Source organism: Maribacter sp. UBA3344 (assembly GCF_002362375.1).
GTDB classification, from domain to species: domain Bacteria; phylum Bacteroidota; class Bacteroidia; order Flavobacteriales; family Flavobacteriaceae; genus Maribacter; species Maribacter dokdonensis.
The window spans coordinates 52,071-67,690 of record NZ_DERI01000017.1 but is presented as its reverse complement, the minus strand read 5'-3'; the positions used below and the strand labels follow the sequence as shown (position 1 = coordinate 67,690).

Genomic DNA, 15,620 nt, shown 5'->3' with positions numbered 1-15,620 from the left:
ATGATATTCAATATTACACATATTACCAAGTATGACTATAACGCTCCTGTAAGCTATTGTCATAACATTGCAACGTTACGCCCTAGAGAATCAAAAGGCCAGGAACTGTTGGATTATGCCATTGAAATATCGCCTGAACCAGCTGAAATTACCGAGCGTAAAGACTTTTTTGGAAATTATATAACACGTTTTTCTATTCAAACCGAGCATAGAACGTTAAAAGTAACCACAAAGAGTAAGATTAAACGGGAATACGTCCAGTACCATGAATCATTCAATAGCGAGGCATGTAAAAATATTACCATGAACCATGCCCTAGCTGCATTACAGGGGATGGATGCGGAAACTTTGGAAGCTAAGCAATATGTGCTGGAATCTATTTTTATTAGAAGGACGGATAAGGCGATTAGGGACTATGCAGAATTGTCCTTTAAGGGTGATAGATCAGTTTTTGAAGCTGCATATGAATTGATGCAACGCATTTATACCGACTTTGATTTTGATTCGGAATTTTCTACGATTTCTACACCGATTGAAGAGGTAATGAAAGAGAAAAAAGGAGTGTGTCAAGATTTTGCCCAAATAGCCATTGCGTGTATACGGTCTGTAGGGTTACCGGCACGCTATATAAGTGGTTATATAGAAACCTTACCCGCCCCCGGTAAAGAAAAATTAATAGGAGCCGATGCTTCCCATGCATGGTTTGCTATTTATATTCCAGGTTTCGGTTGGGTAGATTTTGATCCAACGAACAACCAGATACCCAAAGACCAACACATTGTGGTAGGCTGGGGTAGGGATTATTATGACGTGCCACCTTTAAAAGGGGTTGTATATGGTAGCGGACAGAGTAAATTAAAAGTGGCGGTTGATATTGCTGCTGTGGTTTAAAAGGAACCAAATGCTTATTTTATAAATAGGCCATACCTACCAAATCGGTCAGTTCCCCCGAAATACCTCTTCAGCAGGATGGCCATAGCAATATGTATTTTAATTCTGGTTAGTGTGCCTATTGCTAAGCAAGAACAAACCTAACACCATTATAACTAACAGTATTACGGTTTTCCGTAAGGCAACGGTTTATTTTTAGATTAGCCCTAAATCTTTTACGATGGCCACAAGGTGAATGGCATTATTGGCGTTGAATTGTATTCGCAATTTGTTCAATCTTTTTTCAATTGAACTTAGGCTAGCAGGTGAAATATTCTCTTTTTTATAGAGTGCGCTGATCTCATCTTGAGATAAGCCTTTACTAAGGTTGTCTAAAAGTGAAATATCGTAGTCATCAATTTCCAGTTCGTTCTCGGCACTAAATGCATTTGAAACTTCTGGGGATAAGAATTTTCCGTCTTTAGCAACTTCACAAATAGCTTGGGTCAAATTTTTAAGTCCTGTTCTGCTTTTGCAAACATATGCATCTATATCATGCTGGTTAAAGAGAGTACGCACGGCTTGCAAACGATCTTCAACAGAATATACAATGACTTTTAGGGAAGGGAAATCTGACTTTAGTTTAGCCACTAAAGCCTGCCCTGATGGGTAAGTCTGTGACCTGTGGTCCACCTTAAATGATAGGTCCGATATTACAAGATCAAACGGAACCGAATCCAAATCCGCCCTTTTTATTTTTAAATAGGCATCATCGCAATATTGAACCTGATCTATTTGTGAAACACCCAATTCGGTCAGTAATGAAAATACACCTTTATTGATGTCTTCCATATCCTCCGCAATTAAAACTTTTTTGAACATGCATTAAATTATTATTGATGCCTTAAAGCCATCACCTTGCTTGGATTCAAAATTAATAGTTCCATTTATAGAAGCGATACGGGATTCCGTATGTTGAAGGCCATTTTTCTTAAAAAGATCACATCCAACGCCATTATCACGATAATTAATATGAATTTTTTTTCCTTCTTTTTCAAAAACTAAGGTTACAAAAGTTGCGTGGCTATGTTTGCGCATATTGGTCATGAGCTCTTGCAATACCCTATAGATAGCTGTTTTTTTCATTTCAGAAATACTGTCCCAAGGCATTTTAGAAAGGTTACGGGTTATGATATTGACTTTGCTATTTTTATATCCTAGCAATAAATCGTTTAATTGCTTGCCAAAATCTTTTCTAAGGTCAATTGCACTATTTTCTCTAGAAATATCTCGTGTTTTGGTGTAGATTTTTTCCATTTCATCTAAAATAGTAGTGTCAATTCCTGAATTGTTCTCAAGAGATGTCATCACTTTATACATGTCATTGGCAACTTCATCATGTACTTTTTTAGCAATTCTGGTTTCGGTTTTATAGATTTCTTCGATTTTAGCCTTTCTGTATCGGTTTCTGTAGATAAAATAAGAACCAACGAGAATTAGAAAAATAATAAAGGCAAGGGCTTGGTAAGCCAACCGCTTACGTGATTCTATTTCTTGCAGTAATATACTGGCTTGAGTTTTCTTTTGTTCTTCGGCTACATTATATTTTAGAAATGCATTTTTGTTCTCTGCTATTTGCTTGGCATTGGCTATGCTGTCGGTCAGTTTTTTATATTCATGAATAAGAGGATTCTTATCCATATTCATAAGTAACGATATGGATTCTAGTTTAAAAGAACTACTGTTGATCTTGTCTGAAAGGGATAGCGCTTTCTCTGCATAGAATAATGCTTTTGTAGTGTCTTTTCTATCCAAGTAATACTCTGATAAATGAGTGTTGCTCGCGTGCTGACCAATAAGGTCATTATTTTTTTGACGAAGTGTTAAAGCATTTTTTAAATTATCCAATCCCTCTGGAATGTGAAGTTTAGACTGTACAAGACCTAAATTATCGGTTACCAAGGTAGTTTGATAATCATTGGCAAAATCAAAACGTTTTTCAAATAGAAACGAATAAATGTCCAATGCGTTTTTATAGTCCAAAAGATCTTTGTAGATATTGGCCTTATTGTTCAAGACGATAACACTATCGCTTAGTTTATTGGCAACTTGTAATGCGTTGTCAAAAGTTCTAATAGCTTCGGTTGCGTTGTTCGATGCTCTATAAATACGCCCTAATTGGTTGTAAAGACCTACCCTAGAGTTGATCAAAGTATCTTTGGTCTGCATTGACTCAATAAGATTAAGGGCTTCAACAATATGATTTTCACTACTGAAATTATTACCAATTTTAAATTCAGCTATAGAAAGCAGCCTAAGGTCATAAATTGCATTTAAGGTATCTTTTGATTCTATATCCCGCTCTTTTTTCTTGGTAAAATAGTGAACGCCAGAGGGCAGGTCTTGAGGTTGAGAAGGGTTTAGAATTGCTTTTCTGTAATGTAGTGAACTATCTTTTGAAATTTGTGCTAAGGAGCGATTGGGTATTAGAAATATAAAGAAAGCAAGGAATATATATTGAGGGATGATTATGCTTAATTTGTTGTTCATACCCCTAAAATATAAACTAATTGGTTAATAATATGATTGAATTTTTTCTAAGATGGTAACTGTCTAAAATAGTTATAGTTACTGAAAACTAAAGGTCAGGTTGTTCAATGTTTATTGACTAATAATTTGTATTGTCCTGAATTTTGTCAAAAAAAAAGAGCACCAAACTTCAACGTAATGTCAAAGTTTAAATGCCCTTTTCCAACTAACAACTTAAATATGCACTTTTAAAAGACTTTCCCGATAACAAAAATGTTTCAGGTACTGTCTCTATACTTTATGATCTTAATTTCTTGATAGTAGCCAAGGTTTCTTTTACCAAAGCTTCTAAACCTGCGTAATCTTTATTGTTTAAAATGTCTTTACTGATTAATTTTGATCCCATACCAACACAAGTAACCCCTGCATCAAACCAACCTTTTAGATTGTCCTCATCTGTACTTACACCACCGGTAGGCATAATGCTGGTCCATGGTTGAGGTCCTTTAATGCCTTTTACAAAACCAGGGCCATATAAAGAACCAGGGAATAATTTTACGATCTCACAGCCCATTTCTTCGGCTTTGTTGATTTCGGTTAATGAACCGCAACCAGGAGACCATAATACTTTTCTACGGTTACAAACTATAGCAATATCTTCTCTTAAAGATGGAGTTACAATAAAATTTGCGCCTATAGACATGTAGTATGATGCTGCAGCAGCATCGGTTATAGAACCTACACCCATAATCATACCAGGTAAGTTCTTAATAGCGTATTTGTTCAATTCGGAAAATACTTCGAAAGCGAAATCGCCACGAGCTGTAAATTCCATTAAACGTGCACCACCATCATAACAAGCTTGTAAAATCTTTTTACCTAACTCAATGTCCGGATGGTAGAACAAAGGTACCATTCCAGATTCCTTCATTACATTTGCTACTTCTATTCTTGAATATTGTGCCATTTGTTTTTTATTTCTCTTTTAAAATTTTGTTGAAATCGTAGTCTGAAGGATGATCTACATATTTTTTCGCATCCTCATAATCATCTTCACCTACATAGTAAAGGTTTTGAAAGCATTGTTCTGCCAATTCTGAATCAATATTTACTAATCTTGGGGCTATTTTACCGTTTTCATCTTGAATATCCGATAAGAACAACGGTGTAATTTCCCCTCTTGAATTGGCAGTGACCATACAGCCACTTTTACCTTCGTCAAATAATTTTTTTACGCCCAGACCTAAAACCGTACATAAGGTAAGGTCAAAGCCTATAGGTCTACAACAGCGTAATTCGTAACCCAGTTCTACTGGTCTACTTTTAATATCTATACCTAGTTCTTTTAATTTTTTTTGAACGAGCATATTGAAAATATGCGCTTTACTAACATTACCTAATTCTGGGTGCCCGTGGTCATCATAAGTAAAATTGATATCACACTTTTTAAGTTCTGAATCTGGCATATTATGAAATACCCCTTCACTGATCAAAGCAACACCATAATGAATGTTTTCAATTTTACGTTTGATCATTGATGAAATAACCATACGTACTACTTTATCAAAGGTGATAGCCGTACGATTAAACATTTCTGGTATGATCATCATTGGAAAATGGCAGCTTGCCGCAATACCAAATGCTAAATGACCGGCTGATCTTCCCATGGTAGACATAACAAACCAGTTTTGGCTGGTACGTGCATCTTCATAAGTTGTGTTACCTATGCGTACACCTTCATCTTTAGCAGAATGAAAACCAAATGTAGGGTTTCTGTCAGGTAATGGTAAATCGTTGTCAATAGTCTTAGGTACGTGAATATTGGCTATTGAAATACCTTCTTTTTCTAGATAACCTGTAATTCTATTGGCAGTAGAGGCGGTGTCGTCACCACCTATACTTACCAATAGCTTCACATTATTATCAATAAACAGGTTAGTGTTTAGTTTTTCGTTTTTAGGTTTAAAACGACTCATGATCAAAGTGGAGCCACCTCTACTAAAAATCCGATCCGCATGGAAGAAATCAAACTCCTTGATTTGCGGATTTTCATCGAATATTCCTTTAAAACCTTCATGCAAACCTAAAACACGATAATTGTCTTTTAAAAATGCCTTTGCCACAGTGCTGATCACGGTATTTATACCAGGAGCAGGACCGCCACCGCAGAGGATTAAAATTGACTTTTGAGACATATTTTTAGTTTTAGAGGATAAAGGATAATGTTTTAATTATCTAGCAACTCTACCAGAAGCATCACCACCCATTAGTTTCTCAACTTCAGAAACTGTAACTAGGTTGGCATCACCTTTGATCGTATGTTTTAAACAAGATGCCGCAACTGCAAAATCAAGTGCATTTTGGTCATCTTCTGGGTATTTTAATAATCCGTAGATCAAACCACCCATGAAAGAATCTCCACCACCAACACGGTCAACGATGTCGGTAATTTGATATTGACGGGTTTCGTACATTTTATTTCCATCCCAAAGAACACCGGCCCATGTGTTATGCGATGCAGAAATAGAACCTCTTAAAGTGGTAATCACTTTTTTAGCTTTAGGGAATTTCTTCATCATTTGCTTACATACAGATAAGAAAGCTTCAGCCTTAACATCAGCACCATCTTTATGAACATCTAAACCTTCTGGGTGAATACCAAAGTGCTTTTCGGCATCTTCTTCGTTACCTAATATAATATCGCAATATTCAGTTAATCCGGCCATTATTTTTTCTCTGTGAGCATCGTCACAATATGTCCAAAGTTTGGCTCTATAATTTAAATCCGTAGAAATAGTAATTCCTTTTGCACTTGCAGCTTTGACAGCTTCTAAGCAAACATCTGCAGCACCTTGGGAAATTGCAGGTGTAATACCTGTCCAGTGGAACCATTCTACATCTTCGAATACGGCATCCCAATCGATCATTCCAGATTCTATTTCTGAAATTGCGGAATGAGCTCTATCATAAACTACTTTACTACCTCTAGATACCGCACCGGTTTCTAAGAAATAGATACCTAAACGATCACCACCGTATACTATTTTATCTACACCAACGCCTCTTTTGCGCATTTCCATCATGGCACACTCACCAATGTCATTTTTTGGCAAACGTGTTACGAAATCTACAGGAACACCATAATTAGCTAATGAAACAGCTACGTTAGATTCCCCTCCACCATATACTACATCAAAATTATTGGCTTGTGAAAACCTTAAAAATCCTTGTGGTGCTAAACGAAGCATGATTTCACCGAATGTTACTACTTTTTTCATGTTGACTATTAAGTTTAATATGTACTAAATTATCATTTGTTTAATCGATTAACCACTTGAGGTAAAAAATAACCAAAACAGACAATTTTTGTTTACTTTAATTAAAGTCTTACTTTTGGTTAATCGATTAAACAAATATATATAAAGTAATTGAATAAAAAAAGAACAACTTTAAAAGACATTGCCAATGTTTTGAATATTTCTACGGCAGCGGTTTCCAAGGCTTTAAATGACGATACCCGTATTAGTGTTAAGACGAAGAAGGCGGTAAAGCAAGTTGCTAAGGAATTAAATTACCAACCGAATCATTTGGCTAGTGCTTTAAGAAAAGGTAAAAGTAATTTGGTAGGGGTAATTGTACCAAGAACAAATAGTAACTTCTTTTCATCGGTAGTTGAAAATATGGAAGGTGTTCTCAATAAAGCCGGATACAATATAATTATTACCCAATCTAACGAATCATTCGAAAAGGAGTGTAAGAATATCGATGCACTTTTATATACCCAAGTTGATGGAATAATTGCTTCAATGGCGAATGAAACGGTAGATCTTTCTTATTATGAGAAAATAAAATCTAATGGAATTCCTTTAATATTGTTTGATAGGGGAGAGAATGACTTAAATGTGGATTACGTTGGTATAGACGATTATCAAAGTAGCCATATGATCGTAGATCATTTAGTGGGGCAAGGTTGTAAGCGCATAGCACATATTGGAGGATATAGAAGAACTAGAATTTTTAACAATAGAATACGTGGGTATGTTGATGCTATTAAAAAACATCATCTGCCACCAGATGAAGAATTACTTATAGAAAGTGGTTTGACCTTAGAGGACGGCAGGTTGCAAATTGAAAATTTATTATCTCTTAAAAACAGGCCCGACGCGGTTTACGTAGCAAGTGATTATGCCGCATTGGGTGCTTTACAGGTTCTTAAGGAAAAAGGTATTAGGGTGCCCCAAGATATTAAGTTGGTAGGCTTTGGAAATGAACCGTTTACTTCTTTGGTGACTCCTACCATTACAAGTATTAGTCAGCATAGTGCGCAAATAGGAAGGCTTGCTGCCGAAACCTTTTTAGGTTACGTTGAAAAGGAGGTTGTTGAACAAAAACTGAATAAATTAATATTGAATTCAGAACTGATCATTAGGGAATCATCAAAATAAAAGGCGTCAATGTAAATACAATGACGCCTTATTATTATAAACAGAGGTTTTATTAAATACCTAAAGCTTGACCACCACCGATCTGTACAGTTTCGGCAGTAATGAAAGCTGCATCTTTGCTAGCTAAGAAAGAAACAACACCAGCTACATCTTCTGGCTGACCTAATCTACCTAACATAATGTTATTTGCCCAAGAAGCAAAAACTTCTGGTTTCGTAGCTTTAATTTGAGCATGGAAAGGAGTGTCAATAGTACCTGGTGATACTGCATTTGCTCTAATACCATATTCAGCTAAATCTTTTGCCAAAGCTCTGGTCAAAGCATGAACTCCTGCTTTAGACGTACCATAGATACCAGCACCTGGTCCACCAGCTGTCCAACCTGCATTAGAGGTATAATTGATTATAGATGGGTGCTCACCTTTTTTAAGGTAAGGGATTGCAGCTCTAGAAGCAAAGAAAGCTGAATCTAAGTTCAAGGCCATAACACCTCTATAGAATTCAGTTGTCATTTCTTCAAAACGAGATCTACCACCTAGACCACCAGCGTTGTTTACCAATGTATCTATTTTACCATATTTTTCACCGATTGCTTTAATGTTTTTTGCCACCGCTTCTTCATTGGTAACATCAAATCCTAAGTACTCGGCAGTAATACCTTCTGCAGTAAGTTCTTTAATTCTTTCGGCACCAGCTTCGTCATCTATTCCATTTAAGATAACGGTGTAACCATCTTGTCCTAATCTTTTAGCAACTGCAAATCCGATTCCTCCAGTTGCTCCTGTAATTACTGCTACTTTTCCTTCTGTACTCATGCTGTTTTATATTTATTACTATTTTATTTTACTTTAAATTTTTACTTACATATTTTTTAACGGGTTCTATTTTTCTTATTAAAAATAGAACGGATAGGACTCCCAAAACAACTGCTATACAAATTGCAATAAATGCCGGAGTATAAGAATTTGCGGTAATTTTACCAACAAACCAATTCATTATCATCGGGGATACTGCGGCAACTGTTCCTGCCATACCTGCCAATGTACCAACAGATGGACCACTGAATAAATCACTTGATAAGGTTTGTATATTTCCTATTGCAAATTGGAAACCAAAAAGAGCTAGACCTGCCAGGTATATAAAAGTCATAAAGTTGTCTTGTTTTACGAACATTATGATACCTACAAATCCTATAAGGATTAAAATTGCGCCTAGAACTATAGTAGCTTTTCTGGAAATATCAACTGAATATTTTTTCATTAAATTACCACATACCATACCACCAGCAATACTTCCAATTGCCGCCATTAAGTATGATATCCACATAGTATTGGCGATTTCTTCAATACTTAATCCAAATTTATTATTTAAATAAATTGGCATCCAAGCAGCAAAGAACCACCATATTGGCTCTATAAAAAATCTACATAATAAAATACCCCAAGACTCTTTATAGCTTAGTATAGCACTTACGCTTAAACTCTTTCTTTTAGACCCTGTGTCTTCCTCTTCAATTCTATCCGATAAAATTAATTTCCTTTCCTTATCGGTTACCCAAGGGTGTTTTTCAGGTGTAGATTTGTTTAAAAATAACCATGGAATCACCCATAAAAGTCCTACGGCTCCTAATATTATATAGGTAGTTTTCCAGCCAAATTGGGCATAAAGAAATACTATAATGAAGGGTGCTATGACATTTCCAATGGAAGCCCCGGCATTAAATATACCTTGTGCAATTGCTCTTTCTTTTACAGGAAACCATTCACCATTACTTTTTACAGCACCCGGCCAGTTACCGGCTTCTCCCAAGCCCAATGCTCCTCTAAATATAGAAAGCGAAACTATACCACCTGCAAAGGCATGAAGTACTGATGCTACAGACCAAACAATAATAGAAACGGTAAATCCAAGTCTGGTGCCTATTTCATCATATAATTTGCCCGATGCAAATTTTCCTATTGCATAAGCGGCAAGAAAGATATTGAACATGAAAGCATAATCTGCTTTGTCCATACCTAAGTCTTTACCCATCTCTGGCCAAAGTAGAGCAAATGCAGTTCTATCAATATAGTTAATAACCGTTGCAATAAAAATGAGCACAATTATCCACCATCTTAAACCCTTAACTTTCATAATTCTATATTTATTGGTTATTGCTTACCGATGAGAATAAGTGGACGTTTTATGCTGGTATATAAAAATCCTTGTATTATCATTCAGCTGGTTAATTAGGATAAATTAAATCATCCGTTTAAATATTGTAACAATACTTGTATAGCTCATTAAAATGATCTTTCATCATTTGTTTCGCTAATTGAGTATCTTGTTCTTTAATAGCGTCAAAAATGTTTTGATGCTCTTTAATTCGTTTTGGACCTTGGTCTTTATCACAAACATGATATTTCTCAAAGTTGTTGATGATCTCTGGCGTAATAATCAACATCATTCTATTTATAGTGCTATTTCCACAAGCTTGGGCAATAGCTAAATGAAAAAGTAAATCTTCTTGCACGGCCTCTTCATTATTCAAGACTTTCTCTTTATAAGATTCTAAAGCCGCTTCCATTTTAGCCAAATCTTCTTCCGTTCTTCTTTTTGCTGCTAGTCTAACTGTTTTAAGTTCTAGTAATATTCTAGTTTCTACCAATGATTTAAAATCTGGATCCTCTAGTGCTAGGATATCTTTCATCATCCCTTTCATGGCAACCGGTCCTATATCTGCAACAAAGGTTCCACTTTGTGGTTTAGATTTTAATATGCCATAGAACTCAAGTTTTTGAATAGCTTCTCTAATGTTATTTCTACTTACTTCAAATTTTTCTGATAGCATGCGCTCAGAAGGCAATTTGTCACCTGGCTCAAGATTCTTGTTCAGTATGAGATCCCTTATTTTAGCAATAATGGTATTGTGAAGTTCCTTATGTTCATTTCTTGTTAAGATTTCCAACTTCATAGTTCACATTTTTTAGTTACGGAAAAAATTGGTTAACCAGATTGGTTTGTCAAATTTAAAAAAATAACTGTATAAACAAATTTTTCGCCGGTCTAATGTTCAGAACTTCTTTTGTTGTAAGGAAAAAGATGGGCTGGCTATCTCAAAAAGCCAGCCATCTTTTAAAAAAACCAACTCAAACAACTTCTTTAATATGATCTATATTTTAATACCCTGGGTTTTGTGTTAGGTTAGGGTTTCTTTCCAATTCATCTTCAGGTAATGGAAGTAAATAATCATCTTCAGAGAAAAATGGTTTTTCACCTTCTAATCCAGATGCTCCAAATACTTCATTTCCGATTCTTCTTCTAGCGATATCGTACCATCTAATGCCTTCAAAAGCAAATTCAAGTCTTCTTTCTTCTAAAACGTCATCAACTGTAACGGTACCTGTAAGATCTGCAGGTTCATCACTAGGCTCTACCACTACGGTAACACCTGCACCAGTTTGGGTTTCTCCCCCCATTCTTGCTCTTGCTCTCACTTGGTTGATATAATTCAACGCCGTTGCATTGTCTCCTAATTCTACTGCCGCTTCTGCTGCAATTAATAATACTTCGGCATAACGAATCATAGAATAGTTATGGCTAGTTGCTCTAGCGTTCGCACGGGCAAATGGTCCAGGGAAACGAGTGTATTTTGCAATGTAAGGGTTGTTTTTTGCGAATTCATGACCACTAATGTCAAATTGAGTGTAGTCAACAACAGTACCTCCAATAGATACTTCGTCATCCATACTAACCGCTCTTCTGTAATCTGCAGCATCCCATGTAGTATATACTTCTAAAGTTGGTACGGCTACAGACCATCCTCCTCCTAGGTTTCTATCGTCGCCTCTAATACCGGTCATAGGAGCTGTTTGATCATAAGCATTATCGTCTGCTTCAAAATTGTTATAATCCAATGCAAAAATTGGTTCGAGAGATGCGTCTATAGCATCAGCATTAAACAGATTTTGAAAATTAGGCTCTAATGCTAAATTATAAGTACCTGCATTGTCTATAACCTCTTGAGCTTCATTGTAAGCATTCTGCCATTGTTCCAATGTAAGATAAACTAAGGCTAAATACGAACTAGCTGCCGCTTTTGAAGGTGTTGCTCTTGATGTCACCGTTGCTGGTAACCATGTTTTTGCGTACTCTAAATCTGAAATAATATTTTCATATACTTCCGCAGCTGGTGTTCTACTAATTGATGTAGCAGCGTCAAAATCTGTTACAGGAGCATCAATATAAGGAACATCTCCAAAAAGGCGTACTAAGTGAAAATAGTAGAATGCTCTTGCAAAATAAGCTTGTGCAGTTATCGGGTTTTTTATGGAATCATCAACATCTACATCTTCAGCACCTGCAATTGCAGCATTTGCAGCGGCAATACCTTGATAAGTTCTAGGCCAAAATTCACTAATCATACCGTTACTTGCAAGAGTTGTGAATTCATTCATTTCAACTCTTCTTGTTTCATTAGAGGCAAGACTAACCATGTCTGATCGTAACATTAACGCAATAGACAATTTTCTTCCCCAGAACTTCTCGTTTATAGCATGTGTTAACGAACCATCTACTGCCGTTTGTATATTCGCAGGAGTTTCAAAGAAACCTTCTGCTGATAATATACCTACAGGCTCTTCTTCTAGATCTGAACAGCCCATTATTGATAAACCTACCAATAATAGTAATAATTTAAATATTTTCATTTTTCTTATTTTAAATTAATTCGTTATTAAAACTTTAAATTAAGGCTCATTGTAACAGTTTTTACTGTTGGGTAGTTACCAAAGTCAAAACCTTGAGCAGTGTTAGCAGAAGTATTATTGTTACCACCAGAACCGTAGTAACTAACTTCTGGATCTAAACCAGAATAATCTGTAAAGGTCAATAGATTTTGTCCACTTAAAGATACTCTTAGGTTATCAAGACCTAACTTTTCTGAAACTTCAGAAGGAACTGTATAGCCTAAAGAAATATTCTTAAGTCTTACATAGCTACCGTCTTCCACAAAACGAGAAGAAATTTCTCTGTTACTGTTGTTACCTACACGCGGTGTGTTGGTATCTGTATTGGTTGGTGTCCAAGCGCTATTGTAATATGCTCTTGTAGTATTTGCATCACCGTTTGTTAACTGAACATTGGTCAAGTTAAAGATGTCACCACCTTGAGAACCTTGGAAGAAAATGCTTAAATCTAAGTTTCTGTATGTAAAATTGTTAGTGAAACCCCATGTGAAATCAGGGTTAGGGTTACCTATCGTTGTTCTATCTGCTTCTGTAATGTCACCACTTCCATCTACATCAACAAATAATGGATCACCTGCTACACCGCCAGATAAAGTTTGTGTGCCATCTGGTGCTGTACCGCCTTGGTATACGCCAGCATATTCATAACCCCAGAAAAGACCTACTTCTTCGCCTACTCTTAAGATATAACTTCTATCATGGCTAAAATAACTTGGTGTTGCATCAAAAAACAAATCAGCATCGTTTACTAAGCTAACTACTTCATTTTTATTGAAGGCAATGTTAAAGTCAGTAGTCCATCTAAAGTCTTCTTTAAGAATATTTTTTGTGCTTAAAGCAATTTCAAGTCCTCTGTTGTTTATTTCCCCAACATTAGCTAGAATATCATCACCTGAGAATCCTAGGTATTCGGTGATACTATTATCCGTTAATATCAAATCTTTAGTATCAATGTTATAGTAATCCAATGACATGGATATTCTATTGTTGACTAAACCTAAATCAATACCAAAGTTTGTTTGATACGAAGATTCCCATTTCAAATTAGGATTTTCTGGTTGTTCTGGTGTTACGGCGCTAACAGTTTGTCCGTTACTTGAAGCATAAAGAGTTTCAAGTCTTGATAAAGATTCGTAAGCCCCAATTGATGGGTTACCGGTTACACCGTAACTAGCTCTAAATTTCAAATTGGAAATAGCCTTACTATCTTTAAGGAAATTCTCATTGGAAACTTTCCACCCTAAAGCTGCAGAAGGGAAAAGAGCATACTTTTCATTAGCAGAGAAGTTAGATGCACCATCTCTTCTTAGCGTTGCAGTCAATAAGTATTTATCATCATAATCATAGTTGAATCTACCAAATTGAGATTGGATTTCTACTTCTGATATTGAAGAATCTGGTTGTAATATATTGGTTGCAGAACCTAGGCCATAGTAAGAAAAACCATCGGAGATGAAACCGGTTGCTTCAGAGAAAAAGTTTTCTGAAACCGTTTTTTGGTAAGAGTAACCTCCTAATAAAGTTAAATTACTTTTTCCAAATTCTTTGTTGTAAGTCAAATAGTTTTCACTTAAAACACTTGTTTCTCTATCAGTATTTACAATTGCTCTTCCACTTTCACCACCTGCTGTTTGGGTTAATAATGAAGGTAAGTATATACCTCTAGTCTGGTTCTCTGTACTTAAACCAAAAGTACTTTTAAAGCTAAGACCTTCAATAATTTCATAGTTAGCATAAAGGTTAGCTCTAAAATTATCAGTTTTTGTTTCATCTATTCTCTCTGTTGCTACAGCAAAAGGGTTGTCCACAGGGTCACCTACGGTATTACCAAATGTGTACGTTCCATCTGCGTTATAAACAGGCTGGTCTGGCGCATATCTTAAAGCTAATGTAATCACATCATCTCCACCGGCAGAAACTGAACCGTCTGATTGAGTAGCGGAACCATTTTTAATTCCTCTACTTCCAAAAAGGTTCATACCTAATTTTAATTTATCCGTTACTTGAGCATCAACGTTAGATAAGAACGTTAATCTTTCAAAATCAGAACCTATGATAATACCTTCTTGCTTAAAATAGTTGGCAGAAGCGTAGAAGTTAATTTTCTCGCTACCACCGGAAAATGAAACTTGGTTATTAGATGTACTACCCGATCTATAGATCAAATCTTGCCAATCTGTATCAGCTGGTCCTTGAGTATAAGGAGTGGCTACACCGTTGTTAGTTCTAATTTGATTTTGGTAATCGGCAAATTCACTGGCGTTCAATAAATCTAATCTGTTAGAGATATTTTGAATGGCATAAGTAGTGTTGGCTTCAATTGATAATTTTCCGCTTCTACCTTTTTTAGTAGTTACCAGTATAACACCATTAGAACCTCTTGATCCATAAATGGCGGTAGCAGATGCATCTTTTAAAACTTCCATTGACTGAATGTCATTTGCTTGTGGCATAGAAGCGCCAACAAAACCATCTACAACAACAAGTGGAGAACTACTTGCATTAATAGAGGTATTACCTCTAATTTTAATACTGATAGGAGCACCTGGCTCACCACCATTGTTGGACTGTACAACAACACCAGCTGCACGACCTTGCAATGCTTGTTCTGCATTCAGTACAGGGTAAGCGTTTAATTCTTCTGATTTTACAGATGAAACAGAACCTGTAATATCACTTTTTTTCTGAGATCCATAACCTACAACAACAACTTCTTCAAGTTGACTTGCATCTTCAGCAAGTACAACGTCTAACGTTTGCTGGCCGTTTATAGTAACAGATTTTTTAGCGTATCCAATGTAAGAAAACTCTAAAACATCGCCGTTTTTAACGGTAATGGAATAGTTACCATCAAAATCTGTAGAAGTACCGGTTGTTGTATTTTGAATAACAACATTGGCACCGGGCACAGGCATATTTGTTTCGTCGGTAACCGTACCGGTCAGGTTGTACCCATCTTGTGCGAATAATGAAATGTTGACCAACAACATCATTATCAATGCTAATTTCGTTTTTAAATTCATTTTTGTCTTGTTATGTTAATTTAAGTT

12 protein-coding genes are annotated in these 15,620 nt (G+C 35.9%); 2 read left to right on the top strand and 10 right to left on the bottom strand.

Annotated features, from left to right (window positions below; genetic code table 11):
• Complete coding sequence (locus B2Z27_RS11465; protein ID WP_286813757.1) at nt 1-891, top strand: transglutaminase family protein; 891 nt, start codon at nt 1-3, stop codon at nt 889-891.
• A gap of 195 nt (nt 892-1,086) precedes the next feature.
• Here the strand turns inward: B2Z27_RS11465 and B2Z27_RS11460 are convergent, their stop codons facing one another.
• From B2Z27_RS11460 to B2Z27_RS11440, 5 genes are all read right to left on the bottom strand, one after another.
• Nucleotides 1,087-1,752, bottom strand: a complete 666-nt coding sequence (locus tag B2Z27_RS11460) for a response regulator (RefSeq protein WP_071340329.1) — start codon at nt 1,750-1,752, stop codon at nt 1,087-1,089.
• A 3-nt stretch (nt 1,753-1,755) separates the two neighbouring features.
• The gene (locus B2Z27_RS11455) at nt 1,756-3,420 is read right to left on the bottom strand and encodes a tetratricopeptide repeat-containing sensor histidine kinase (RefSeq protein WP_286813756.1); all 1,665 of its coding nucleotides are present in this window, start codon (nt 3,418-3,420) and stop codon (nt 1,756-1,758) included.
• A 277-nt stretch (nt 3,421-3,697) separates the two neighbouring features.
• Nucleotides 3,698-4,366: a bifunctional 4-hydroxy-2-oxoglutarate aldolase/2-dehydro-3-deoxy-phosphogluconate aldolase gene (locus tag B2Z27_RS11450; protein WP_286813755.1), complete on the bottom strand. Its 669-nt coding sequence runs from the start codon at nt 4,364-4,366 to the stop codon at nt 3,698-3,700.
• 7 nt (nt 4,367-4,373) lie between these two features.
• Complete coding sequence (locus B2Z27_RS11445; RefSeq protein ID WP_286813754.1) at nt 4,374-5,594, bottom strand: 6-phosphofructokinase; 1,221 nt, start codon at nt 5,592-5,594, stop codon at nt 4,374-4,376.
• A 36-nt stretch (nt 5,595-5,630) separates the two neighbouring features.
• Entirely contained in the window at nt 5,631-6,677 is a 1,047-nt protein-coding gene (locus B2Z27_RS11440; protein ID WP_058105187.1) for a sugar kinase, read from the bottom strand.
• Between the two features lie 150 nt (nt 6,678-6,827).
• On the opposite strand from B2Z27_RS11440, the gene B2Z27_RS11435 reads away from it, so the two are divergent.
• Nucleotides 6,828-7,844: a LacI family DNA-binding transcriptional regulator gene (locus B2Z27_RS11435; protein ID WP_058105188.1), complete on the top strand. Its 1,017-nt coding sequence runs from the start codon at nt 6,828-6,830 to the stop codon at nt 7,842-7,844.
• A 52-nt stretch (nt 7,845-7,896) separates the two neighbouring features.
• Here the strand turns inward: B2Z27_RS11435 and B2Z27_RS11430 are convergent, their stop codons facing one another.
• The 5 genes from B2Z27_RS11430 to B2Z27_RS11410 all read right to left on the bottom strand — a co-directional run bounded on the left by B2Z27_RS11430 (nt 7,897) and on the right by B2Z27_RS11410 (nt 15,593).
• Complete coding sequence (locus tag B2Z27_RS11430; protein WP_058105189.1) at nt 7,897-8,658, bottom strand: SDR family NAD(P)-dependent oxidoreductase; 762 nt, start codon at nt 8,656-8,658, stop codon at nt 7,897-7,899.
• Between the two features lie 28 nt (nt 8,659-8,686).
• On the bottom strand, nt 8,687-9,976 hold the full coding sequence (locus B2Z27_RS11425) for an MFS transporter (RefSeq protein WP_286813753.1): 1,290 nt from the start codon (nt 9,974-9,976) through the stop codon (nt 8,687-8,689).
• Nucleotides 9,977-10,094: 118 nt separating this feature from the next.
• Nucleotides 10,095-10,796, bottom strand: coding sequence for a FadR/GntR family transcriptional regulator (locus tag B2Z27_RS11420; protein WP_058105191.1), 702 nt, complete (start codon nt 10,794-10,796; stop codon nt 10,095-10,097).
• Between the two features lie 205 nt (nt 10,797-11,001).
• On the bottom strand, nt 11,002-12,531 hold the full coding sequence (locus tag B2Z27_RS11415) for a RagB/SusD family nutrient uptake outer membrane protein (RefSeq protein WP_058105192.1): 1,530 nt from the start codon (nt 12,529-12,531) through the stop codon (nt 11,002-11,004).
• Between the two features lie 26 nt (nt 12,532-12,557).
• A complete protein-coding gene (locus B2Z27_RS11410; protein WP_099191247.1) occupies nt 12,558-15,593 on the bottom strand; it encodes a SusC/RagA family TonB-linked outer membrane protein in 3,036 nt (1,011 codons plus the stop codon).
• Between the last annotated feature and the right edge of the window lie 27 nt (nt 15,594-15,620).